The 24,294-nt window shown below is 64.4% G+C and carries 18 protein-coding genes and 1 tRNA gene; 14 read left to right on the top strand and 5 right to left on the bottom strand.

Features of this window, described 5'->3' with window-relative positions:
• Window positions 1–48 precede the first annotated feature (48 nt).
• Window positions 49–906: an MBL fold metallo-hydrolase gene (locus tag ACF8C6_RS18230; RefSeq protein WP_392500583.1), complete on the bottom strand. Its 858-nt coding sequence runs from the start codon at window positions 904–906 to the stop codon at window positions 49–51.
• A 103-nt stretch (window positions 907–1,009) separates the two neighbouring features.
• Here ACF8C6_RS18230 and ACF8C6_RS18225 point away from each other — a divergent pair, with 103 nt between their 5' ends.
• The gene (locus ACF8C6_RS18225; RefSeq protein WP_392500582.1) at window positions 1,010–1,924 is read left to right on the top strand and encodes a LysR substrate-binding domain-containing protein; all 915 of its coding nucleotides are present in this window, start codon (window positions 1,010–1,012) and stop codon (window positions 1,922–1,924) included.
• Window positions 1,925–1,933: 9 nt separating this feature from the next.
• Here the strand turns inward: ACF8C6_RS18225 and ACF8C6_RS18220 are convergent, their stop codons facing one another.
• Together ACF8C6_RS18220 and ACF8C6_RS18215 are read right to left on the bottom strand one after the other, a co-directional pair.
• Window positions 1,934–2,149, bottom strand: a complete 216-nt coding sequence (locus ACF8C6_RS18220; RefSeq protein ID WP_076423465.1) for a dodecin — start codon at window positions 2,147–2,149, stop codon at window positions 1,934–1,936.
• A 47-nt stretch (window positions 2,150–2,196) separates the two neighbouring features.
• Window positions 2,197–3,084: a LysR family transcriptional regulator gene (locus tag ACF8C6_RS18215; RefSeq protein ID WP_392500579.1), complete on the bottom strand. Its 888-nt coding sequence runs from the start codon at window positions 3,082–3,084 to the stop codon at window positions 2,197–2,199.
• Window positions 3,085–3,196: 112 nt separating this feature from the next.
• Between ACF8C6_RS18215 and trpB the strand changes: the two genes are divergently transcribed.
• Together trpB and trpA are read left to right on the top strand one after the other, a co-directional pair.
• Window positions 3,197–4,408, top strand: a complete 1,212-nt coding sequence (trpB, locus tag ACF8C6_RS18210; RefSeq protein WP_392500578.1) for a tryptophan synthase subunit beta — start codon at window positions 3,197–3,199, stop codon at window positions 4,406–4,408.
• Window positions 4,405–5,214 (top strand): tryptophan synthase subunit alpha, encoded by an 810-nt coding sequence (gene trpA / locus ACF8C6_RS18205; protein ID WP_392500577.1) that lies wholly within the window; start codon window positions 4,405–4,407, stop codon window positions 5,212–5,214. Before trpB ends, trpA begins: the two co-directional genes overlap by 4 nt.
• A 265-nt stretch (window positions 5,215–5,479) precedes the next feature.
• Here trpA and ACF8C6_RS18200 read toward each other — a convergent pair whose 3' ends face one another.
• Complete coding sequence (locus ACF8C6_RS18200; protein ID WP_392500575.1) at window positions 5,480–6,460, bottom strand: fatty acid desaturase; 981 nt, start codon at window positions 6,458–6,460, stop codon at window positions 5,480–5,482.
• A 101-nt stretch (window positions 6,461–6,561) separates the two neighbouring features.
• Window positions 6,562–7,686 carry a M14-type cytosolic carboxypeptidase gene (locus ACF8C6_RS18195; RefSeq protein ID WP_392500573.1) on the bottom strand — a complete coding sequence of 375 codons (1,125 nt, stop codon included), beginning with the start codon at window positions 7,684–7,686 and terminating at the stop codon, window positions 6,562–6,564.
• 184 nt (window positions 7,687–7,870) lie between these two features.
• Here ACF8C6_RS18195 and ACF8C6_RS18190 point away from each other — a divergent pair, with 184 nt between their 5' ends.
• From ACF8C6_RS18190 to ACF8C6_RS18140, 11 genes are all read left to right on the top strand, one after another.
• Window positions 7,871–8,776: a LysR substrate-binding domain-containing protein gene (locus tag ACF8C6_RS18190; protein WP_392500572.1), complete on the top strand. Its 906-nt coding sequence runs from the start codon at window positions 7,871–7,873 to the stop codon at window positions 8,774–8,776.
• 77 nt (window positions 8,777–8,853) lie between these two features.
• On the top strand, window positions 8,854–10,140 hold the full coding sequence (locus ACF8C6_RS18185; RefSeq protein ID WP_392500570.1) for an NAD(P)/FAD-dependent oxidoreductase: 1,287 nt from the start codon (window positions 8,854–8,856) through the stop codon (window positions 10,138–10,140).
• A 78-nt stretch (window positions 10,141–10,218) separates the two neighbouring features.
• Window positions 10,219–10,776 carry a helix-turn-helix domain-containing protein gene (locus tag ACF8C6_RS18180; protein ID WP_392500568.1) on the top strand — a complete coding sequence of 186 codons (558 nt, stop codon included), beginning with the start codon at window positions 10,219–10,221 and terminating at the stop codon, window positions 10,774–10,776.
• 228 nt (window positions 10,777–11,004) lie between these two features.
• Window positions 11,005–12,351 carry a glutamine synthetase family protein gene (locus tag ACF8C6_RS18175; RefSeq protein ID WP_392500566.1) on the top strand — a complete coding sequence of 449 codons (1,347 nt, stop codon included), beginning with the start codon at window positions 11,005–11,007 and terminating at the stop codon, window positions 12,349–12,351.
• Window positions 12,352–12,481: 130 nt separating this feature from the next.
• Window positions 12,482–12,557 (top strand) — tRNA-Thr (locus ACF8C6_RS18170).
• A gap of 205 nt (window positions 12,558–12,762) precedes the next feature.
• Window positions 12,763–15,462 (top strand): PAS domain S-box protein, encoded by a 2,700-nt coding sequence (locus ACF8C6_RS18165; protein WP_392500564.1) that lies wholly within the window; start codon window positions 12,763–12,765, stop codon window positions 15,460–15,462.
• Window positions 15,459–17,366 carry an ATP-binding protein gene (locus tag ACF8C6_RS18160; RefSeq protein ID WP_392500562.1) on the top strand — a complete coding sequence of 636 codons (1,908 nt, stop codon included), beginning with the start codon at window positions 15,459–15,461 and terminating at the stop codon, window positions 17,364–17,366. The genes ACF8C6_RS18165 and ACF8C6_RS18160 overlap by 4 nt, the downstream gene beginning before the upstream one ends.
• Window positions 17,363–19,327, top strand: coding sequence for an ATP-binding protein (locus ACF8C6_RS18155; RefSeq protein ID WP_392500560.1), 1,965 nt, complete (start codon window positions 17,363–17,365; stop codon window positions 19,325–19,327). The genes ACF8C6_RS18160 and ACF8C6_RS18155 overlap by 4 nt, the downstream gene beginning before the upstream one ends.
• Window positions 19,324–22,194 carry a CHASE domain-containing protein gene (locus tag ACF8C6_RS18150; RefSeq protein WP_392500558.1) on the top strand — a complete coding sequence of 957 codons (2,871 nt, stop codon included), beginning with the start codon at window positions 19,324–19,326 and terminating at the stop codon, window positions 22,192–22,194. Before ACF8C6_RS18155 ends, ACF8C6_RS18150 begins: the two co-directional genes overlap by 4 nt.
• Window positions 22,187–22,573, top strand: coding sequence for a response regulator (locus ACF8C6_RS18145; RefSeq protein WP_392500556.1), 387 nt, complete (start codon window positions 22,187–22,189; stop codon window positions 22,571–22,573). Before ACF8C6_RS18150 ends, ACF8C6_RS18145 begins: the two co-directional genes overlap by 8 nt.
• Window positions 22,566–24,227, top strand: a complete 1,662-nt coding sequence (locus ACF8C6_RS18140) for a diguanylate cyclase (protein WP_392500555.1) — start codon at window positions 22,566–22,568, stop codon at window positions 24,225–24,227. Before ACF8C6_RS18145 ends, ACF8C6_RS18140 begins: the two co-directional genes overlap by 8 nt.
• The last annotated feature ends 67 nt before the right edge of the window (window positions 24,228–24,294 follow it).

The following is a 24,294-nucleotide window of genomic DNA, read 5'->3' as shown; positions in this document are numbered from 1 at the left end:
GAACGCAGATGGCAAGCCGGCGTCCCTCTCAAGGCTAGCGAAAGGCGCTCAGGGCCACGGCATCTCGCCCTTGAGTACCTTGGCACTCAGCTCCAGGCTGGACTCGCCCGGCAGACGCGGATAGCGGCGCTGCATGGCTTCGATCAGCGCGGCGGCGTTCCGGGCCTTAGCCAGCTCCACTTCCAGCGTCTTGAGGTAGGCGCGGGTAAAGCGCAGGGCGGCCAGGGTGTGCGGCACCTCGCCCAGGTAATGGCCGGGTACCAGCACCTGCGGCTGTAGCGCCTCGATCTGGTCGAGGCTGGCCAGCCAGTCGCGGCGCGATTGTTCAGTCTGGGTATCGGCCGTCCAGACATGCTCGCCGGCATCCACCAGCACGCCGCCGACCACGGCCTTGAGCGAAGGAATCCACAGGCTGGTGCGCGCGGGATCGACACCGACCAGCTGCAGCTCATGGCCCTCCAGGTTCAGGCTATCGCCCTGCAACGGCTCGGGAATGATGACCCGGCTCGGCGCAGTGTCCTTGAGGATCGGCCCCCAGTAGGCCAGCTTGCCGGCCTGGGTGGCGCGGATATGTTCGACGGTGGCGGCGCTGGCCAGCACCCGTGCCTCGGGGAAGGCCTCCTTGAGAGTCTGCAGGCCGAAGTAGAAATCCGGGTCACCGTGGCTGATGTAGAGGGTGGTCAGGCGCTTGCCGCTGGCCTTGACCAGCTTCACCAGTTCGGCGGCCTCGCGGGTGGAAAACTGCGCGTCGACCAGCAGCGCTTCATGCTCGCCAGTGATCAGCGTGGAACTGACCGGAAACACTGCGGCCTCGCCCGGGTTGTACACCTGCAACTGCAGCGGCGCGGCCTGGATCAGGCTGGCGGCGCCGAGCAGGGCAACGCCGAGAAGGGAACGAAGAGACATGCGAACCTCGGGATTGAAGTGGGACGAGGCGCATCTTAGTTGCTCGAAAGCGCGCAAAAAGCCCGCTAATCTGCGCATATCTATTGCACAAATCGAGCTAATCATGGATCGACTCACCGCCGCCCGGGTTTTCGTCGAAGTGGTCGAGCGCGGCAGCCAGACGGCAGCCGCCGAGCACCTGGAGATGTCGCGGGCGATGGTATCGCGCTACCTGGGCGAACTGGAAAGCTGGATCGGCGCACGTCTGCTGCACCGCACCACACGCAAGCTAAGCCTGACCGGCCTGGGTGAGGAGCTACTGCCACGCTGTCGCGCCATGCTGGAGCTGGCCGACGAGCTACAGGATGCCGGGCAGCGCGCTAGTGACGACCTCAGTGGCACCCTGCGCATCGCCAGCAGCCAGTCGTTCGCCCAGGCCTGGCTGGCGCGGGCGGTGGCGGCGTTCGTCGAACGGCATCCGCGCGTGGCCATCGACCTGCAGGTCAGCAACCTGGCGGTCAATCTGGTGGAGGAGCGCATCGACCTGGCCGTACGCATCACCAACCAGCTCGACCCCAACCTGATCGCCCGCCGCCTGGCCACCTGCCACTCGGTGCTGTGTGCCGCGCCGAGCTATCTGGCGCGCCACGGCACACCGCAGCAGCCACAGGAACTGAGCCAGCACAACTGCCTGACCTACGCCTACTTCGGCCGCAGCCTGTGGCAGTTCGAGCGGGATGGCGAACCCCTTGGCATCGCGGTGGGCGGCACCATCAGCGCCAACGAGTCCACCGTGCTGCTGGAGGCCACCCTGGCCGGTGCCGGCATCAGCCTGCAGCCGCTGTACTCGGTCGCCCCGCTGCTGCGCGCCGGGCGGCTGCAGGCCCTGCTGCCGGACTACCGGGTGGAGGCACTGGGCATTCATGCCCTGTATGGTTCGCGCCGGCAGATGCTGCCGGCCCTGCGTGCCCTGCTGGATTTTCTCGCCGCACGGCTGCAGGCCGATCCCGAGTGGGATCAGCTGCTAACCCAGGCTTGAGAGCGAGCCTCAGCTGTTGCTGATGCGGAAGCCGACCTTGAGGTCGACCTGGTAGTGCGCCACCTTGCCGTCGACGATATGACCGCGGGTCTCGACCACCTCGAACCAGTCCATGTTGCGCACGCTCTTGGCGCATTCGGCCAGGGCGTTGGCGATGGCATCCTCGATGCTCAGCTTGGAGGTGCCGACGATTTCGATCTTCTTGTAGGTGCGGTGGTCAGACATGCGCTGTTCCTCGGGCGGATGGATGCCTGTCTGAGGCTAGTCGAGATTCAGCCGCCCAGCTCCCGACCCAGCCACTGCGCCAGGCGCTCGGCGCGGCTGTCGCGGCTGCGCCCCGGCACCCACAGCGCCAGGCGCGCCGGGCTTTCGACAAAGCCCCAGGGCGCGACCAGGCGACCGGCGGCGAGGTCGTCGGCCACCAGCGGCTGCGGCGCGATGGCCACGCCGAGCCCGGCGGCGGCGGCCTCCAGCAGGTAATACAGATGCTCAAAGCCCTGGCCCTGGCGCAGCGCCGCCGGGTCCAGGCCCTGGGCCTGGGCCCACTGCGGCCAGGCCTGCGGGCGCGAGGCGGTGTGCAACAGCGGCTCGCCGAGCAGGGCGGCGGCGGGACGCTCGGCCAGTTCGGCGAAGCGGGCGTAGCGCGGGCTCAGCACCGGGCCGATGCGCTCTCGGGTCAGCTCAAACACCTGCATGTCCGCCGGCCAGGGCGGCGTGGCGAAGCACAGGGTGGCGTCCACCCCGGGGCGGCGCGGGTCCAGCTCGCCCTCGCTGGCCGACAGCTGCAGGCGCAGCTCCGGCAGCTCGCGGTTGAGGCGATCCAGGCGCGGAATGAACCAGCGCGCCAGCAGGCTGCCGGGGCAGCCGAGCACGAAGGGCGCGTCGTCCTGGCGTTGGCGCAGCTCGGCACAGGCGCCGCGCAGGCGCTCGAAGGCATCGGAGGCGGCATCGCGCAGACGCACGCCGGCATCGGTGAGTTTTACGCCACGGCCATCCTTGACGAACAGGGCCAGGCCAAGCTGTTCCTCCAGCGCACGGATTTGCCGGCTCACCGCGCCATGGGTAACGCTCAGTTCTTCCGCCGCCTGGCTGACACTCTGCAGGCGGGCAGCGGCTTCGAAGGCACGCAGGGCATTCAGCGGGGGCAGTTCTCGGCTCATGGCATTGGTGAGTTTTTCTGACAGGTTAGCGCAATCTAATCGCTTTTCAGACCGGCAGCCAGGGGTAGAATGGCGCCATCACCCGATTAGCCACTCCCGCCAGGAGCCAGACATGACTTCATTCCGCAGCGGTCCCGACGCCAAGGGCCTGTTCGGCCGCTTCGGTGGCCAGTTCGTCGCCGAAACCCTGATGCCGCTGATCAACCAGCTGGCGGCCGAGTATGAGAAGGCCAAGACCGACCCCGCCTTCCTCGAGGAGCTGGCCTACTTCCAGCGCGACTATATCGGCCGGGCCAGCCCGTTGTACTTCGCCGAGCGCCTGACCGAGCACTTCGGCGGGGCGAAGATCTACCTCAAGCGCGAAGACCTGAACCACACCGGCGCGCACAAGATCAATAACTGCATCGGCCAGATCCTGCTGGCCAAGCGCATGGGCAAGCAGCGCATCATCGCCGAGACCGGCGCCGGCATGCACGGCGTGGCCACCGCCACCGTGGCCGCGCGCTTCGGCATGCAGTGCGTGGTCTACATGGGCACCACCGACATCGATCGCCAGCAGGCCAACGTGTTCCGCATGAAGCTCCTGGGCGCCGAGGTAATCCCGGTCACCGCCGGCACCGGCACCCTCAAGGATGCGATGAACGAAGCCCTGCGCGACTGGGTGACCAACGTCGACAACACCTTCTACCTGATCGGCACCGCCGCCGGCCCGCACCCGTACCCGGCCATGGTCCGCGACTTCCAGGCGGTGATCGGCAACGAAGTGCGTGAGCAGATCCTGCAGAAGGAAGGCCGCCTGCCCGATTCGCTGGTCGCCTGCATCGGCGGCGGCTCCAACGCCATCGGCCTGTTCCACCCCTTCCTCGATGACCACGGCGTGCAGATCGTCGGCGTCGAAGCGGCCGGCCACGGCATCGACACCGGCAAGCATGCCGCCAGCATGGCCGGCGGCGCGCCGGGCGTGCTGCACGGCAACCGCACCTTCCTGCTGCAGGACGCCGACGGCCAGATCACCGATGCCCACTCGATCTCCGCCGGCCTCGACTACCCGGGCGTCGGCCCCGAGCACGCCTGGTTGCACGAGATCAAGCGCGTCCAGTACGTCCCCTGCACCGATGACGATGCCCTGCAGGCGTTCCACCAGTGCTGCCGCCTGGAAGGCATCATCCCCGCGCTGGAGTCGGCCCACGCCCTGGCCGAAGCCTTCAAGCGCGCGGCCAAGCTGCCCAAGGAGCACCTGATGGTGGTCAACCTGTCCGGCCGCGGCGACAAGGACATGCAGACCGTGATGCACCACATGAGCGAACAGGAGAAGCACGCATGAGCCGCCTGCAGAGCCGCTTTGCCGAGCTGAAACAACAGAACCGCGCAGCGCTGGTGACCTTCGTCACCGCCGGTGACCCGGATTACGCCAGCAGCCTGGAAATCCTCAAGGGCCTGCCGGCCGCCGGCGCCGACGTGATCGAACTGGGCATGCCCTTCACCGACCCGATGGCCGACGGCCCGGCGATCCAGCTGGCCAACATCCGTGCCCTGGCGGCGAAGCAGAACCTGCCGAAGACCCTGCAGATGGTTCGCGACTTCCGCGCCACCGACAGCACCACGCCGCTGGTGCTGATGGGCTACTACAACCCGATCTTCGCCTACGGCGTCGAGCGTTTCATCGCCGACGCGAAAGAGGCCGGAGTCGACGGCCTGATCATCGTCGACCTGCCGCCGGAGCATAACGACGAGCTGTGCGAGCCGGCTCAGGCCGCCGGTCTGGACTTCATCCGCCTGACCACCCCGACCACCGACGACCAGCGCCTGCCCACCGTGCTCAACGGCAGCTCGGGCTTCGTCTACTACGTCTCGGTGGCCGGCGTGACCGGTGCCGGCGCGGCGACCATGGAGCACGTCGAACAGGCTGTCGCCCGTCTGCGCCGGCATACCGACCTGCCGCTGTGCATCGGCTTCGGCATCCGCACCCCCGAGCACGCCGCCGACGTGGCGCGCCGCGCCGATGGCGTGGTCGTGGGTTCGGCGCTGGTCGACCAGGTCGCCAAGGCGGAGTCGCCAGCCCAGGCCATCGACGGCGTGCTCAGCCTGTGCGCCCAGCTGGCCGAAGGCGTGCGCGGCGCCCGTCGCTGAGTTCGCCCCGCAACAGAAAAAGCCGCCCTCGGGCGGCTTTTTCGTTTCAGCGGCAGCTACTTTGTGTGGAAGGGGCCTTGGCCGCGACTCGGGCCGCGTTGAAGACAGTGGCTCCCGCAGAAAACAGCCCAGCACTGTCTGGAGGAGGAGTTTGGCGGCGTCGCTGCTGTGCGGCCTCAGTCGCGGCCAAGGCCCCTCCTGCAGGTGCTCGCCGCGACGCGCGGAGTCGGCCTGATAGAGACAGTCGCTAGTGCAGGTGGCCGACTCAGCGGCTGCTGACCAGTCGCAGCACCTGCCAGTAGCTCGGCGGCTCCGGGGTCAGGCCGCGCTCGCGCAATAACGCGTGCAACTGCGGCAGGCGGAAGTAGGGCACCGAGGCCATCAGGTGGTGCTCGATGTGGTAGTTGACCCGGATCGGCGCGACGAAGGCGCGGGCCAGCCAACCGGCACGGGTGGTGCGGGTGTTGCGCAGGGTGTCGCGGCTCGGTTCCAGGCAGGCATGTTCGGCCATCGAGCGGATGCGGATGAACAGCGGGAACGGCGTGACATAGGCCAGCGCCCACACGCCGTACAGCCAGGCTTCGCCGCAGGCCCACAAGGCGGCCAGCAGCAGGCCGTTGGTGATCAGCATGCCGGCGGCATTGCGCAGGAAGGTCAGCGGATAGTCCCACCAGCGGCGGCCGTCCTGGGGCAGCACCTGCACGTCGTTGGCCACCGTCCACTTGAGCACGCCAGCGTCCATCAGCACCCGACCGAGCATGAACTTGAGCCCGGTGACGCCGAACAGGTCGCGCGCCAGCTTGCGCAGCAGCGAGGTACGCGTGGTGGGAAAGCCGGCCACCAGCGACAGGTCCGGGTCCTGCTCGCTGGAAGTCTTGGCGTGGTGAACCAGGTGATAGGCGCGGTACTTGTGCAGCTCGTTCCTCACCGGTCGCGCGCATAGCCAATCGGCCAGCACGTCGTTGCCCCACTTGCTCTTGAACAGGGTGCCGTGGGCCGCATCGTGCTGCAGGATGGCCAGACACAGCTGGCGCCCGGCGATCACCGCCAGGCCGGCGAGCAGGGCAAGGGCGAAGGCCCACAGCGGCAGATGCGCCTGGGCCCAGGCCAGCGCGGCGAAGGTCAGCGCCAGCACGCCCCAGGTGGAAAACACGGCCCAGGCGCCGTGCCAGTCGCAGCGCTGGGTGAGGATGCGGATTTCCTCGCGGCTGAGGAGGTCGGCGATGCGGGTGCGGGTCTCGGACATGGCGGGACGCTCATTGTTGGGATCGCCCCGATTGCACCATCAGCGCCCGTGTATTGCAGGCGCCGGAGGTGACTGAATGCATTGCGATTCGGCCAAAGCGCTCAGCGCAGCTTGCCGGCCAGCGCCGCCAGGACAGTCAGCACATCGCCCGCCAGGCGCTTGGAACGCGCGCCGTTCCAGCCGGTGCGCGGCTGCGGGCTGTCGTCGTGGTCCTTGAACGGCATCTCCACGGTGTAGGCCAGGCAGTCGTAGGTCTGCCCGACCCAGTTGCAGGCCAGCGCCAGGTTGGCCTGGCCCGGCTGGTCGCGCGGGTAGCCTTGGGCCACCTGGAACTCGCCGATGGCCATCAGGCGCTGGCGGAATTCCTGCTCCAGCGCGTCCAGGCGCGGGGTGAAGCCGGGATTACCTTCGCAGCCGGCGGTAAACACATGGGGGATTTCCTCGTCGCCGTGGATATCGAGGAAACAGTCCACACCGATGGCTGCCATCTGCTGCTGGACGAACAGCACTTCCGGGCTGCGCTCGGCCGAGGGCGCCAGCCAGGCACGGTTGAGGTCCTGGCCGGCGGCGTTGGTGCGCAGGTTGCCGAGGAAAGCGCCGTCCGGGTTCATGTTCGGCATCAGGTACAGGTCGGCCTGGGCGAGGAGGGCGCGCAGCTCGTCGTCATCCCGGCCGAGGCGCTCGATCAGTCCTTCCATGTACCACTCGGCCATGTGCTCGCCCGGGTGTTGCTGGGCGATCAGCCAGACCTTGCGCGGCGCGGCGGCCGTGCCGCGTACGTGCAGCAGCGGCAGCTCGCGCCCCTGCAGGCTGCTGCCGCAGGCCAGCAGCTCGACGTTGGGCAGCGCCAGCGCCTTGACCAGCAGCTGGGCGTGGCGGGCGCGGGAGTAGGGCTCGAAGTAGGCGAAGCGGGCGCTGCTGTGCTCGGCCAGCAGTTCGAAATGCAGGCCGCCTTCGTCATAGGTGGTGGGCACGCGGAACCAGTCCGAGCCGTCATAGCTGGCCACCGCCCGGTAGCCGGTCCAGGCATTTTTGTAGCTGGACTGCGGAGCGTTCTCCAGGGTGAAACGGTGAGTCTGCCCCGGCGTCAGGCCCTCGGCGAGGAAGTGGAACCACTGGAAGTGATCGCTGGCGAAGTCCTTGCGAATGGCCAGGCGCACCCGGGCCGGGTCGCTGGCGTCCAGCACCTGGATATTGCCGCTGTCGAAATCGCTGCGAATCTGCATGACCTGCCCCTGACGGTGAAAATCGGCAGGATAGCCGCCCCGACCAGGCACCGCACGCCTCCGGGCCGGCAGTGTCGCATCCAGGCAAGAACCGTCGCCGAAGCGTTGCAGGCATGGGCCGGTGGGCACAGACTCGTGAATCAAGGCGAACAATCCGCTCATCATTGCTGCCGAGGAATCATCAGTGAAAACCACCCTGGACGAGCTGCTGGCCTTCACCCAAGTGGTCGACGCAGGCTCCATCAGCGCCGCCGCCGATCAGTTGGGGCAGACCGCTTCAGGCATCAGCCGCGCCCTGAGTCGGCTGGAAGACAAGCTCGGCGTCACCCTGCTGCGTCGCACTACCCGGCGCCTGGAGCTGACCGATGAGGGGGCCGCCTTCCTCACCCAGACCCGACGCATCCTCGCCGCGGTTGATGAGGCCGAAGAACAAATGGCCCTGCGCCGCCAGGTGCCGGCTGGACGCCTGCGAGTCGATGCCGCCACGCCCTTCATGCTGCACGTGCTGGTGCCGCTGGTCGCGGGATTCCGCCAGCGCTACCCGCAAATCGAGCTGGAACTGACCAGCAACGAGCAAAACATCGACCTGTTGGAGCAGCGCACCGACCTGGCCATCCGCATCGGCCCGCTGCGCGACTCCAGCCTGCATGCCCGGCCGCTGGGGCAAAGCCCGGTGCGCATACTCGCCAGCCCCGCCTACCTGGCCACCCGAGGCACACCGCAGCGGCCAGACGACCTGAGCGGTCATGATCTGCTCGGCTTCACCCAGCTGGAACACCTCAACAGCTGGCCGCTGCGCCACGCCCAGGGCGACAGCCTGGCGATCACCCCAACCCTGCGCGCCTCCAGCGGTGAGACCCTGCGCCAGCTGGCCCTGGCCGGCGCCGGACTGGTGTGCCTGTCGGACTTCATGACCGACCGGGATCGCGCCAGCGGCGCCCTGGTGGAAGTGCTGGCCGGCCACCGCAGCGAGCGGCGCCAGCCGATCAACGCGGTGTATTACCGCAACACCGCGCTGGCAGCGCGCATCACCTGCTTCCTCGACTACCTGAGCGCCAGCCTGGTAACGCACGACTGGGCAAAAAACTGACCGAGCAGTCTTGGCCTTGTGAATTTTATTGTGTATTTTTTCATGAAATTCATAAGAACAAATTTCATGAGGCCACCATGTTCAAGCAGTCCGCCCAACACATTGGCACCTACTACGCCGGCACCTACGGCCAGATTCCCCTGCGCCCGCGCCTGCAGGAGTCGCTCGACTGCGACGTGGTGATCGTCGGCGCCGGCTTCAGCGGCCTGCACACCGGCCTGCGCCTGACGCTGGCCGGCAAGAAGGTGGTGATCCTCGAAGCCAGTCGCCTGGCCTGGGCCGCTTCCGGGCGCAACGGTGGCCAGGCGCTGCCGGGTTGGTCCTGTGACATGCCGCCGCTGGAGAAGGCACTCGGCCTGGAGCGCGCCAAGCGCCTGTGGGACAGCATGACCTGGGCCGCCGACGAGATGCGCCAGCTGCCGCTGCGCCACGGTTTCGACATCGACTACCGCACCGGCGCCCTGTACACCGCCGTGCTGCCGCGCCGGGTGCGGCAGCTGCAGGAAAGCCTGGAAGAAGCCGAGCACAAGTACGGCTACCGGCAGATGAGCTTTATCGCCAAGGAACAACTGCCGGAATGGATCGCCAGCCCGCGCTACCTGGCCGCCCTGCATGACGCCGGCGCGGCCCACCTCAACCCGCTGAAGCTGGCCCAGGGCCTGGCCGCCACCCTCGAAGCCCACGGCGGGCGCATCTTCGAGCAGAGCAAGGCCACCCGCTGGCAGCAAAGCGGCGACGGCTACCGCGTCCACACCGAGCACGGCGAAGTGCGCGGCGACGTGCTGGTGCTGGCCTGCAACGCCTATGTCGACGACCTTGATCGCGGCCTGGCCAAACGCCTGCTGCCGGTCGGCTCCTACCAGGTGGCCACCGCGCCGCTCGACCCCGAACTGGCGCGCTCGCTGTTCCCCAAGGGCACCTGCGCCATCGACAACCAGTTCGTCCCCGATTACTTCCGCGTCACCCCGGACAACCGCCTGCTGTTCGGCGGCGGCTGCACCTACCTGGGCGGCATCCCCAAGGACGTGCCGGCGGCGACCCGGCCCTACTTGGAACGCGTATTCCCGCAGCTGCGCGGGGTGCAGATCGACTACGGCTGGGGCGGGCATATCGACTGCACCCTGCACCGCACCCCGGATGTCGGCCGCGACGGCCAAAAGTACTGGCTGCAGGGCTTCTCCGGCCACGGCATCCTGCCCACCCTGGCCGCCGCCCGTGCGGTCAGCGACGCCATCCTCGGCGAGGATGAGCTGCTCAACCTGTACCAGGGCCTGGACAACCCGCGCTTCCCCGGCGGCGACCTGCTGGCCGCGCCCATCGAGGCGGTGGGCAAGGCCTGGTACCGGCTGCGCGATCTCTTTTGACCCAATACCCGTAGCCCGGATGCAATCCGGGACAACCGCCCCCGGATTGCATCCGGGCTACGCCAGAAGGACATCCCCATGGAAAAACAGGACGAAATCGAAGGCCTGGCGATCCTGGTGCGCGACCTGCGCAAACACAAGAACGTCACCCTGGGCGAACTGGCCGAGCGCATCGGCCGCTCGGTGGGCTTCCTCTCCCAGGTCGAGCGCGGCCTGTCGCGCCCGACCGTGGCCGACCTCACCGCCATCAGCGAGGCGCTGGGCGTACCGACCACCTACTTCTACAACCCCGGCAAGCCGCGCGCGGTGCGCTGGGTGACCCGCCCGGACGAGCGCCGCACCCTCTACTACGCCGGCGGCATCACCGACGTGCTGGCCTCACCGGGCATGGCCGGCGGCTTTTCCATGCTGGAAAGCTTCCTCGAACCGGGCGCGACCAGCGGCGAAGGCCATCTCAACGACAGCTCGGAGCAGGGCGGCTTCGTCCTCGAAGGCGAGCTGACTGTCTGGTACGGCGACGATGCCGAACCGGTCACCCTCGGCCCGCGCGACAGCTTCCAGCTGCCACCGCACGCCCAGTTCCGCTACGCCAACCTCACCGATTCCCCCACAAGAGTGCTCTGGGTCTTCACCTGAAATGCGGCCAGAACCTACTGCGCTCGGTCAGGCGGCGTTGCACGCTGGCTCGGACGGTGGCTTGCCACCGAACGCCTGGAAGGCGGCCCGCCAGGGCGAACAAAGTGAGTGCTGCTCACTTACCACTCGTAAGCTCCGCGCCCTCGCCAGCCTGCGCCTTGCCTGCCCTTCGCTCGTGACGGTTCTGATCCGCATTTGACGGGTATTGATGAAAACAAGGACAAGAACGTGACATCTCCATTCCCCGACCTGCTCAGCGAAGTGCGCGCCTTCCGCGCCGCCCACCCCGACGTGCGCTACGTCGACCTGATCTGCCTGGACATTCCCGGGCACTTCTACGGCAAGCGCTACCCCCTCGACATGCTGGAGAAGGTCGCTGCCGGCGGCCCGCTCAAGCTGCCGCAAAACTGCGTGCTGCTCGGCGCCCAGGGCGGCCTGCACCCGATCGGCGACTACTGCTTCAATGACGGCGACCCGGATGCACCACGCCGCCTGATCCCCGGCAGCCTCAAGCCAGTGCGCTGGGAAAAGCAGCCGCTGGGGCAGATGCTGATCAGCTCCGACGGCACCGAGGCGCCCATCGAGTTCGAGCCACGCGAAGTGCTGGCCAGGGTGCTCAAACGTCTGCAGGCCAAGGGCATCCGCCCGGTGGTGGCCTTCGAGCTGGAGTTCTACCTGTTCGATCGCACGCTGGACAGCGGCCTGCCGCAGTTCCCGCGCGACCCGCTGACCGGCGACGAGGACGACCAGCCGAACATGCACATCGAGCGCCTGTCGCGCTTCTCCGAGGTGCTGCACGACATGGTCGAAGCGGCCCAGGAGCAGGGCGTGGGCGCCAACGTCATCACCGCCGAACTCGGCCCGGGCCAGTTCGAGATCAACTTCGCCCACTGCAACGATGGCCTGCACGCCGCCGACCAGGCCGCCCTGTTCTGCCGCAGCACTCGCGGCGTGGCGATGAAACATGGGTACAGGGCCAGCTTCATGAGCAAGCCCTACCTGGACGCACCGGGCAGCGGCATGCACGTGCACGTCAGCCTGTACGACCGCGACGGCCGCAACCTGCTCGACCAGGACGAGCAACGCCCGCTGCGCCATGCCGTGGCCGGCTGCCTGGAGTTGCTGCCGCACTGCATGCCGATCTTCGCCCCCAACCACAACGCCTTCCGCCGCTACGGCGCCATGGTCAACTCGGCGAGCAAGGCCAGCTGGGGCTTCGAGGACCGCGACGCGTGCATCCGCATCCCCGAGTCGGACGGCCGCAACCTGCGCATCGAACACCGCCTGGCCGGCGCCGATGCCAACCCCTACCTGGTGCTGGCGGCCATCCTCAGCGGCATGGAGCACGGCCTGGAGCAGCGCCTGGAGCCCATCGCCCCACTCAACGAAGATCGCTCAAGCGGCATCGACTTCCCCAAGGACATGCTCACCGCCGTGGCGCAGATGGCCTCCCACGAGGTGGTGAAGGAGAAGCTCGGTAGCGAGTTCGTCTTCGTCTACAGCGAGAACAAGCGCCAGGATCACCTGCAGTTCATGCACGCCATCAGCGCGCGGGAGTACCGCTGGTTCCTCTAGCCCGGCGGGCTCAGGGTAGGCTGGGTAGAGCGCCGCGAAACCCAGCGCCCCCCGCGTTCACCAGGCAATGCCCGAGCAACCGCGCAAGGCAATTGCCCGGCCCGCAACCAACTGCTAATTTGCCAGCCACGCCGGTGTAGCTCAGTCGGTAGAGCAGCGCACTCGTAACGCGAAGGTCGCAGGTTCGATTCCTGTCTCCGGCACCAGTCATCCCGTTTCAAGCAGTGCTATGCCCCCCAACAAGCCCGCGCCGTGCGGGCTTATTGTTTTATGCAGCGCCAACCCGTTGCACCTGCCGAGTCTGGGGCAAGCTGTCTCCAGATCAGGCCATGACAGCCTCGCCACAGAAGCCGGGGCGATTCAGGGTTCATCTAAGCTATTTGACTGCACCTGCCAGTAGTGGGGCTTTGAATGCGAGAGACGTCCAAACAAGAACGAACCGATGAAGCCCTTGCAGAGCAGGCAGAACGCCTCAAGTGCATCATCGACGGCACCAACATTGGTACGTGGGAGTGGAACGTTCAGACCGGGGAAACCACCTTCAATGAACGCTGGGCGGAGATCATCGGCTACCGCCTTGAAGAACTGGCCCCCGTCGACATCAACACCTGGTTGAACCACGCCCATCCCGATGACCTCACCGAGTCAGGCGCCCGCCTGGAGCGCCACTTCAGGGGCGAAACGCCCTTTTATGACTTTCAGTGCCGTATGCGCCACAAGTCGGGCCGCTGGGTGTGGGTGCATGACCGCGGGCGGGTAGTCAGCTGGACCGCTGACGGCAAGCCTTTGATGATGTATGGCACCCATGCCGACATCACCGAGATGCGCGAGCAGCAGGAGCAGGCCCATCGCACCAGTACGCAACTGCAGGCCATTCTCGACTCGGCAACCGGCGTCAGTGTCATCGCCACCAACCCTGATGGGCTGATTACGCTGTTCAACCGCGGCGCTCAACGCCTGCTGGGCTATCAGGCAGAGGAAGTGGTTGGGCTGCAGACTCCGGCCCTGATCCACCTGGGTGAAGAGGTGGAGCAACGAGGCCGCGAGCTTTCCCAGCTGGTAGGTCGCGAAATCAGCGGTTTCGAGGTTTTCGTCCATCTGGCGCGACAGGGGGAGCCCGAGACACGGCAGTGGACCTACGTACACAAGGATGGCTCCCGGCGCCGGGTAAACCTGACGGTGAGTGCCATCTTCGACCGGGAGGGCTCGCCCTCCGGTTTTCTGGGTATTGCCAGCGATATATCCGAGCTGGAGGCCACTGCTGGCGCGTTGCAGGAGAGCGAGAACCGTTTCCGGGAGCTGGTGGCCAACCTGCCCGGGGTTGTCTATCGCTGTGAAAACGATGCCGATTGGACCATGCGTTACATGAGCGATGAGGTCGCGTCCCTGACCGGCTTTCCGGCCAGTGATTTCATTGATAACCGTGTGCGCAGCTTCTCCAGTGTCGTGCACCCTGATGATCTGCACATCACCTACCAGTCGGTCGAAGCCATTGAGCGGCATGAAAAATTTGAGCTGACCTACCGGCTCCAGCATGTCGACGGTCACAGCGTCTGGGTGCGCGAGCAGGGGCGGGGCGAGTATGGCGCCAACGGTGAGCTGCTCTGGGTATCCGGCTTTATCTGGGACATCAGAGACCGCAAGGCTGCCGAGGATGCACTGAGCGTGAGCGAGCGGCGCTTCAGTGGCGCATTCAATACCGCCCCCCAGGGCATGGCCATCGTCGACCTTGACGGGCGCTGGATGGAGGTCAATGACGCCCTCTGTCGCATGCTGGGGTACAGCCGTGAGGAATTACTGCAGCTCGACTTTCAGCACATTACACATCCCGATGACCTGGCCAAGGATTTGGCGCTTCTGCAGCAGCTTGTGGAGGGCGTGATCGCCGACTACCAGCTGGAGAAGCGTTACTTCGACAAGCGCGGCAACGTGCTGTGGATTCTGCTCAGTGTTTCGTTGGTCCGCGACGCTCAGGGCTTGCCCCTGCACTTCGTGTCACAGATTCAGGACATCACGGATCGCTTCGAAGCCGATAAGCGCCTGCGCGAGCGTGAAGAGTACCTCAGCACCCTGCTGGACAACGTCATTGACGCCATCGTGACCTTCGACGAGAGCGGGCACATTGAAACCTTCAACCCGGCTGCCGAGCGGATTTTCGGCTACCGGAAAGCAGAGGTGGCAGGGCAAAACGTTAAATTGCTGATGCCCGAGCACTACCGCGATCAGCCTGATGATTTCCTATTGGCCTACCGCAAGAGTGGCGTGCCGCGCATGCTGGGCAAGGACCTGGAATTGCCTGGGCTGAGGCGCAATGGCGAGTTGTTCACCATGGAGCTCGCGGTGTCGCAGATCACCCTGCAGGGGCAGCGTCGCTTTATCGCCGTGATCCGCGACATCAGCGAGCGCAAGCGCATCGAGCGGATGAAGAACGAGTTCGTCTCCACCGTCAGCCACGAGTTGCGCACACCGCTCACCTCAATTGCCGGGGCGCTCGGTCTGATCAATGGCGGGGCCTTGGGTGAGGTCCCTGCACAGATGGGGGAAATGTTGCGTATCGCCCAGAGCAACAGCCAGCGCTTGTCAGGTTTGATCAATGACCTGCTGGACATGGACAAGCTCGTGGCCGGCAAAATGACGCTTGATCTGCACACCCTGCAACTCTGGCCGCTGCTGGAGACGGCCGTGGAACAGAACCAGCCCTATGCCGCTCAGCATTCGGTGACTCTGCAGTTGAAGCCGCCGCCACTGGATGTCGAAGTGCGGGTGGACAGGCAGCGCTTCGATCAGATCATGGCCAACCTGCTCTCCAATGCGGCCAAGTTCTCTGCGCCGGGCGCTGATGTTGAGGTTTCTGCAGCCCTGACCGAAACGCGGGTGCGCATCAGCGTGCGCGACTTTGGCGTGGGGATTCCTGAGGCCTTTCGCTCGCGCATTTTTGGCAAGTTCTCACAGGCTGATGCCACGGACACCCGGCAGAAAGGCGGGACAGGCCTGGGGCTGGCGATCACCAAGGAGCTGATTGAACGCATGGCGGGAGCCATCGGCTTTGAATCCGTCGAGGGTCAGGGCACGGTCTTCTGGGTGGAGCTGCCCGTGGAGCAAACGCCTTGATCCGGCCCAGCCACACCCCAAGCGTCATTACCTGGATATGGCTGCTGGCGACACTGCTGCTCATGGGCGGCCTGGTGGAGCTTGGGCTGTGGCGCTACAACCAGTACAGGGATCAGGAAGAGCAGCGTTTTCTACGTGCCCAGGGCTACGAAATGAGGGCGGTTCTGCTGGCCGAACTCAATGCCACGCTGCACCTCGCCAGCGGCTTGGCCAGTTACATACCGGCCAAGCAGGGCCGCCTGGACGCGACCGAACTGCAACCCTGGCTGCGTGGACTGCTCACCCAGGGACGCTATATCCGCAATATCGGCTTGGCGCCGGATAACCGGATTGCTTACCTCTACCCGCTTGCAGGAAACGAGTCCGCGCTGGGGCTTTACTACCCCGACCTTGCCGAGCAGTGGCCGCAGGTTCAGCAGATCATCGCAAACAGAGCGCCGCAGCTGGATGGCCCCCTGAATCTGGTGCAGGGCGGTAGGGGTCTTGTCTACAGGGTGCCGGTGTATTTGCAGGATCAACGCTACTGGGGGCTGATCAGCACGGTGATTGATTACGACCGGCTCATGGCTTACCTGGACGCCTTGGCACGTCGGCGTGATCTCGCGATTGCCCTGCTACCCTTCGATGCCCCGCCAGCAGCCTCGGCCGGCAAGGTTCGCCTGCCGGTATCGCTGGCCGGAGCGCAATGGCAACTGCAGGTTTCGAGTACATCCCAACCGCGGGTTGCTTTAGGCCTGGCCAGGGCTTTGGGCTGGAGCATGGCCCTGCTCATCACCTGCCTGGCAGCCTGGATGATGCACCTGCACCGTCGCAGAGCAAGCCTGGCTCAGGCGCTGAGCAGGAGCCAGCAGGATTTCATGCGAGCCTTCGACCTGGCGCCACAGGGAATGGCCATGCTCAACGCCTCGGGGTATCTGCTGGAAGCCAACCAGGCGCTGCGCCAACTTCTCAAGCGCAGCCACAAGGAGTTGGTCGGCGCGGTACTGGCTGATTTCTGCCTGCCGAGTGACCGTGAACTGTTGCACCAACACCTCGCCCAAGCCTCCGGACAGTCGCGGCTGGGCTGGTGGATACGGCTGCTGGATGCAGAGCAGAACCCTGTCGACGTCGAATGCAGTGCCTCCTGGCTTGGGCAGTCGGTGACCGGCGAAGCACTCTGCATCCTGCATATTCAGGACATCACCGAGCGTTTGCGCCTTCAGCAGTTGCAGCGCGAGTTCATTGCCAGCGTCAGCCATGAACTGCGCACCCCCCTGACGTCCATCGCGGGCTCGCTCGGCCTGATCAACGGCGGAGCGCTGGGCGAGGTTCCGCCAGCGATGCAGTCATTGCTGCACATCGCGCAAGCCAACAGTTCGCGCTTGCAGGAACTGATCAACGACCTGCTCGACATGGAAAAACTGATGGCCGGGAAAATGCGCTACGACATCCGCGAGCAGCCCATCTGGCCGCTGCTAGAGGATGCCGTGACGCACAACCAGCCGTATGCCGACCAATATCAGGTTGGGCTTGAGCTGGTCGGCAACCCTCTGGAGGTCAACGCCGCCTTCGATAGCCAGCGTCTGGCCCAGGTCCTGGCCAACCTGATTTCCAACGCGGTCAAGTTCTCCCCGCCCGGATCGGTCGTAACAGTCAAGGCAAGTGTCGATCACGACTGGCTGCGGGTCAGTGTCAAGGATCGGGGTATCGGCATTAAGGACGAATTCAAGAGCCGGATATTCACCCGGTTTTCTCAGGCGGATGCCGGCGATGCCCGGCAGAAGGGCGGCACCGGGTTGGGACTGGCCATCTGCAAGGAGCTGATTGAAGCCATGTCGGGACGCATGGGTTACGAATCGCAGGAACACCTGGGCAGCACCTTCTGGTTCGAGCTGCCCATTGCCAATCAGGTGGTCAAGGTATGACGAAACGCAAGGCTCCAGGCCATCCTCCCACGCCATCGAATGAGAGCAGCCGGCTCGCCGCCCTGCTCAGATTTGAGCTGCTCGATACGCCTGCCGAGGCCATGTTCGACAACATCACCGCGTTGGCGGCGCAAATCTGCGGAACCCCTATTGCGCTGATCTCGTTGGTCGATGCCGAGCGTCAGTGGTTCAAGAGTCGGCAGGGGCTGGACGCCCGTGAAACCCCGCGAGAGCTGGCCTTCTGTGCGCATGCGATCAACGGCGAAAGCCTGTTCGAAGTGGAAAACGCCCAGCTCGACCCACGCTTTAGGGACAACCCACTGGTGACCGGCGCCCCGGATATTCGCTTTTATGCAGGCATGCCACTGGCTGACGGTGAGGGCCATAACCTGGGCACCCTGTGTGTGATTGATCGCCAGCCCCGGCAACTCAATGCACAACAGAAGGCAGCGCTCGGCCTGCTCGCGCAGCAGACTATCCACTTGTTCGAGCTGCGCTTGCAGACGCGCCGTCAGCGTGAGCAGGCGGCGCTGCACAAGGCGATTCTGAGCAGTGTGGGGACTGCGGTGCTGGTCACCGACATGGAGGGCGTGATCCGCCAGGCCAGTCCGGGCGTGCGTCCTCTGCTGGGCTATGAGGCGGATGCCCTGAGTGGCCATAGCCTGCAACTGGTGCTACCGGATGAAGATCGTCAGCTGCGGCATGATCCTGCCAGCCCCTCCTTTAACGGCAGTCATGGACAGACCAGCCTGCATGAGTTGAGTGCCCGGCATCGCAAGGGACAGCGCATTCCCGTGCTGTTCAGCCTGACGCCGATTGCCATGGATGGTGATGCGCAGCTGGGCTATCTGTGCATCCTCAATGACCTGAGCTACCGCGAGGAAGCCCTGCAGCGCTTGCAACACATCGCCGGGCAACTGCCGGGTGTGGTCTATCAGTTCCAGCTGCATCCCGACGGCCGCAGTTGTTTCCCCTACGCCAGCGAGGGGCTACAGGACGTGTACGGACTGCAGCCCGAAGAGGTGCGAGAGGATGCGAGCATCGTGTTCGCGCGCATCCACCCGGACGACCTTCCCGCCGTGACCAGCAGCATCCAGGCCTCAGCGGAAAACCTCAGCGTCTGGCAGCAGGAGTACCGCTTCCTGCATCCCACCAAGGGGCCCATCTGGCTGGAAGGCCGAGCCATGCCGCAGCAACGTGCCGACGACAGCATTCTCTGGCATGGCTTCATCACCGATATCACTCAGCGAAAACACCTGGAGCAGATGAAAAACGAGTTTGTCTCGACCGTCAGCCACGAGCTGCGCACCCCCCTGACCTCCATTGCCGGCTCGCTGGGTTTGATCAATGGCGAGGCGTTGGGCCCTGTGCCGGACGCCATGCGCGAGATGCTGCTGATTGCCCAAAGCAATACCCAGCGTCTGCGCCAGCTGATTGATGACCTGCTGGACATGGACAAGTTGCTCGCGGGCAAGATGAGCTTTATTCCGCAACAACTGGAGCTCGACAGCTTTCTCGCCGAGTGTGCCAGCAACCATCAGGGGTTCGCCCGTCAGCATGAGGTGCAGCTCAGCTACATCGGCGGCCCGGCAGTGCAGGTCGTGGCGGACCCTCTGCGCTTGCAGCAGGTACTGAGCAATCTGCTGTCCAATGCGCTGAAATTCTCGCCAGCTGGAGGCCAGGTGCTGCTCTCAGGTCAATCACTAGAGGGGCAGATCAGGGTTTCGGTGGTGGATCAGGGGCCTGGCATTCCTGCCGAGTTTGCCGATCGGCTTTTCGAGAAGTTCGCCCAGGCCGATGCCAGTGACCGCCGGCAGAAAGGCGGCACCGGGCTGGGCCTGGCCATCAGCAAGGAGCTGATGGAGCGCATGGGCGGTGCCATTGGCTTTTATTCGCGCCCGGAGGGCGGCACTGTTTTTTGGATTGAGCTACCAGCTCCACGTCAGGATGAAACGCAATGACGATACTTGAACATGCGGTGGCCAAAGGACCCAGGTGGATGCCTTTCGTGGTGCTGTTGTGTGGTTTGCTGACCACGCTGGGGGCCTGGTATGCGCTTTGCACCATCCAGGAGAAAGCTGCAACTGAGGAGTTCCAGCAACTGGGCGATGAGGTGCTGGAGGCGATCGAGAAGCGCATGAGCAACCATCGCCAGATACTCCTGGGGGCGGCAGGCCTGTTTGACGCCAGCGCCGACGTCAGCCGGGACGATTGGCGGCGCTATGTCCAACGCCTGGATCTGGAGTCCAACTATCCGGGCATTCTCGGGCTTGGTTACAGCCAGGCCGTGCAACCAGATCAGTTGCATGCGTTTGAGCAGAGCGTGCGCCAGGAAGGCTTTGCCGAGTTCGCCATCAAGCCGGCTGGCAAGCGCGACTTGTATACCTCGATCACCTATCTGGAGCCCTTTTCGGGGCGCAACCTGGCGGCGTTTGGCTATGACATGTTTTCCGAGCCCACGCGACGAGCCGCGATGGTCAGGGCAGCGGAAACCGGCCTTGCCCAGCTGAGCAGCAAGGTCACGCTCCTCCAGGAGAATAACGGGCCGGTGCAAGCGGGCTTGCTGATGTACGTACCCGTCTATCAGCCGGGGGCTCAGCTGGATTCAAGCGCCGAACGCTGGGCGGCGTTACGCGGTTTCGTGTATAGCCCCTACCGCGTGACCGACCTGATGAATGCCCTGCTCGACAGTCGGGATTTGCAGATCGACTTCGCCCTCTACACCGGCGCGACAGCCTCTGCTGAACAGCGGATTTTCCTCAGCCACCCGCGCCTTGAAACGGCAGGCGAGCCTTCACGCACCCAGTTGCTGGAGCTGTTTGGCCAGCCCGTCTATGTAAGCTTCTATGCGCAGCCTGATTTCTACGAGCGCTTCCAGCAAGGCCAGGGGCTCTTGCTGGGCCTGGGCGGTGTGATCAGCCTGCTGCTGTTCCTTCTGACCCAGGTGCTTGCCAACGGCCAGCAACGGGCCATCGCCCTGGCCAGCGACATGACGTCCCAGCTGCGCCACAGCGAAGCAAGACTCCAGCGCGTCTTGCAGGGGGGGCATGATGGCTGGTGGGACCAGGACATCGAGGCGGGTCGCTTCTTTGCCTCGGCGCATACCTGGCGGATGCTCGGATATCCCGACCAGGGGCCTCAGCCGCCCCTCAAGGACCTTCTGCAGCTGGTTCACGCTGACGATGTCGCCGCGCTGCGTGAGCAACTCGTGGCCCCCGCAGGAGTCATGGAGCATTACCTCAATCACGAATGCCGGTTGATACGCCAGGATGGCCAGCCACTCCACGTGCTGCTGCGCGCATTGATTAAATGCTCGCCTGAGGGCCGCATGCTCAGTGCCAGCGGCACTGCGATGGATCTCACCGAGCAGAAGCGCATTGAACAGCTCAAGAATGATTTCGTATCGACGGTCAGCCATGAGCTGCGTACGCCGCTGACCTCGATCTCGGGCTCCTTGGGTTTGGTCAACGGCGGCGCTCTCGGCACCGTGCCCGAGAGCATGCGACCCATGCTGGAGATTGCCCAGCAGAACAGCCAGCGGCTCTCCCACTTGATTAACGACCTGCTGGACATGGACAAGCTGGCTGCCGGGAAGCTCAGCTTCGAACTCACCAGCCTTGATTTGGGCCAACTGCTCAGTGAAGCCCTGCTCAGCAATGCCTCCTATGCCGAGCAGCACCAGGTGCAGCTGGTGCTCGACAGCATGCCCACCATCACCGTGCGCGCCGATGCGCTTCGGCTGCAGCAGGTGCTCGCCAACTATCTATCCAACGCCATCAAGTTTTCCACGCCTGGCGCGGTGGTGCGGGTGCACGGCACGCTACGGGATGGGCGCGTCAGGGTCAGCGTCACCGACACTGGGCGGGGCATTCCCGAGCATTTCCACTCGCACATTTTCCAGAAGTTCTCCCAGGCAGACAGCAGCGATCAAAGGCAAAAGGGTGGCACCGGACTTGGCTTGGCGATCACCAAGGAACTCATTGAGCGCATGGGCGGGCAGGTGGGTTTCGACTCCCATGAGGGCCGGGGCAGCACCTTCTGGTTCGAGCTCCCGGTACTGGCCGAGAGCCTTCCACTGCTTGAGATGCAGCGCCCAATCATCCTGGTGGTGGAGGACGATCAGGACATAGCCCGGCTGTTGCACTCCCTGCTGGAAGAGGGTGGGTATCGGGCGCTGCTGGCTGAAAACCTGGCTGAGGCGCGGCATATCCTGGCAACACATGACGTGGCCGCCGTGACCCTGGACTTGCGCCTGCCTGACGGCCACGGATTTGAGATATTACTGGAGATTCAGCGTGCAGAGCGCACGAGAGACTTGCCCGTTATGGTCATCTCCGCAGCAGCCGAGCACGGCCGCCTCAATCTGCAGGGCGGCATCCACCTGGTGGACTGGCTGGATAAACCCATTGACCCGCATCGGCTGTTGAGCGGCCTGCGTCGTGCGCTCAACAACGTGCAGGGCAAACCGCGCATTCTGCATATCGAGGATGACCCTGATCTGCGCAGGGTGGTTGCCGAGCAGGCCAGAAATCTTGCGGAATTTGTGGGGGCCAGCACTCTCGTGGAGGCCCGCCAGCAGCTGGCACGCGGCTCATGGAATCTGGTGCTGCTTGATCTGCTCCTGCCAGACGGCAATGGCTCCAGCCTAATCGAAGAGATCCACCAGTCCCACCCGGGGCTGCCGATAGTGGTACTGTCCTCGACAGAGCTGTCGACGGAACAGCTAAGCTCTGTCGAAGCGGCACTGGCAAAATCTCGAACCGAACCGCGGGCATTCTTGAATGTGCTCGCTCGCCTGCTACCGACCAAAGGGGATACCCATGCCTGAGCTGAAACGCATATTGCATGTGGAGGACGACCCCTCCATTCAGGCCGTTGCCAAGGTGGCTCTGGAGGCTGTCGGCGGATTCGAAGTGCTGAGCTGCAGCAGTGGCCAGGAAGCACTCGACAAGGTGGCGGGTTTTGCGCCGGACTTTATTCTGCTGGATGTCATGATGCCCGGCATGGACGGCCCGCAAACGCTGGAGCGCCTGGTAGCGCTGGTCGATATCGACGTGGTTCCAGTCGCCTTTATGACCGCCAAGGTCCAGCCTCCGGAAATCGAGCACTACCTGAGCCTGGGTGCACGTGACGTCATCATTAAACCCTTCGACCCCATGCAGTTGGCGAGTCAGATACGCGCCATTTGGAGCCGCTCGAATGGATAGACAGAAGCAATTGGCTGACCTGCACGCCCAGCTGCAGCTGTTGGGCGAACAGTTCGCCAAACGCCTTGAGGAAGAGTTGCCGCAGCTGGCAGACAGGGCGCAGCAATTACAACGTTCCACCGATCCCACGGAGCAGATTGCGTACTTGCAGGATCTGCGCGAACAGCTGCACAAGCTGGCTGGCAGTGCCGGGACCTTTGGTTTCAAGGACCTGGGGCATCAGGCTCGGTTACTGGAACAGCAGTCGCAGCAATGGCTCAGCAGCCTGGAGCTGCAGCGCAAGGGGATTGACAGTTTTATCGATCAGCTCCAGAAACTGGCAGGCACTTCAGATCTCTCTGCCATGGCGACGCCAGCCCCGGCCGCTGTCGCGCAGCCGCGCAATAGCGCCTCTCAGGAGGCCCCCCGCCTCATCTACATACTCGAGGATGAGGAAAATGTAGGCGAGAGCATCCGGCGCACGCTCTCGACCTTCGGTTACCAAGCCCGCCACTTCACCTGCACTCGCCAACTGGATGAGGCGATAGCTCAGCAGAGCCCGGACGCACTGATTGTCGATGTCAATCTTGGTAATGATCGCCAGAGCGGCCTGGAATATGCGGCTTCACTGCTGGCTCATCTCCCGCAAGTGCCTCCGCTGCTGGTACTGACGACGCAGGATGACTTCGCTACCCAGCTACAGGCGGCACGCCTGGGGGCCGTCGGCTTTTTCAGCAAACCGGTTGATGTGGCCAAGCTGGAGAGTCGCCTTGAGCAATGTTTCGCACAGCAGGGCGGAACGCCATACCGCGTATTGATCGTGGATGATGACTATGAGCTGGCCAGTCATTACCGACTGGTGTTGGGCAGCGCCAACATGCTGGCGGAGGTGGTCAGTGAGCCGAGCCGGTTGTTCGAAGCCATTGCTCAGTTCAGCCCAGAGGTGCTGCTGCTGGATGTGAATATGCCGGGCTGCTCGGGAACTGAGCTGGCGCAGATGATTCGCTTCCACGACGACTGGATCAGAATGCCGATCATCTATCTGTCGGCCGAGACCGATATCGGCCTGCAGATGAATGCCCTGCTCAAGGCCGGTGATGATTTCATCACTAAGCCGATATCCGACAAAAGCCTGATCACCACGGTGTTTGCTCGAGCCCAGAGAGCAAGGCTGCTGAGCAATGCATTGTCACGGGATAGTCTGACGGGGCTGCTGAAGCACGCGGACATCAAGGAGCAGGTTGCCGTCGAGCAAGAACGAGCCTTGCGCACAGGCAAGCCCGCAAGTGTGGTCATGCTGGACATCGACCATTTCAAGAAGGTCAACGACTCATACGGCCATGCGGTGGGCGATAACGTCATTCGGGCACTGGCCAACCTGCTCAGGCAGCGGCTGCGCAGAGTCGACGGCATTGGCCGTTACGGCGGCGAAGAATTCCTCGCAGTACTGCCCGAGTGCAGTGCCGCTCAAGCCGTACAGATACTGGACGAAATTCGCCAGCAATTCTCCGGAATAGCGTTTTCCAGTGAAGTGGGGGATTTCAGTGTCAGCCTGAGTGCGGGCGTAGCGTCATGTGCCGAGCTGGAAGGCACTGCGCTGATCGATGCTGCCGACAAGGCGCTCTACGCGGCGAAACATTCGGGACGAAACAAGGTGTGTGTGGCTGAGATATAAAAACCCAACCCGAATTGCCCCGCCTTCGATGGACTATTGGGGTTGCTGGCGAGGCACCAGACACCTC

It is taken from the genome of Pseudomonas sp. zbq_18 (assembly GCF_043102245.1).
In the GTDB taxonomy this organism is placed as follows: Bacteria; Pseudomonadota; Gammaproteobacteria; order Pseudomonadales; family Pseudomonadaceae; genus Aquipseudomonas.
The sequence above is the reverse complement of the archived record's forward strand: the minus strand, read 5'-3'. Positions and strand labels throughout refer to the sequence as shown.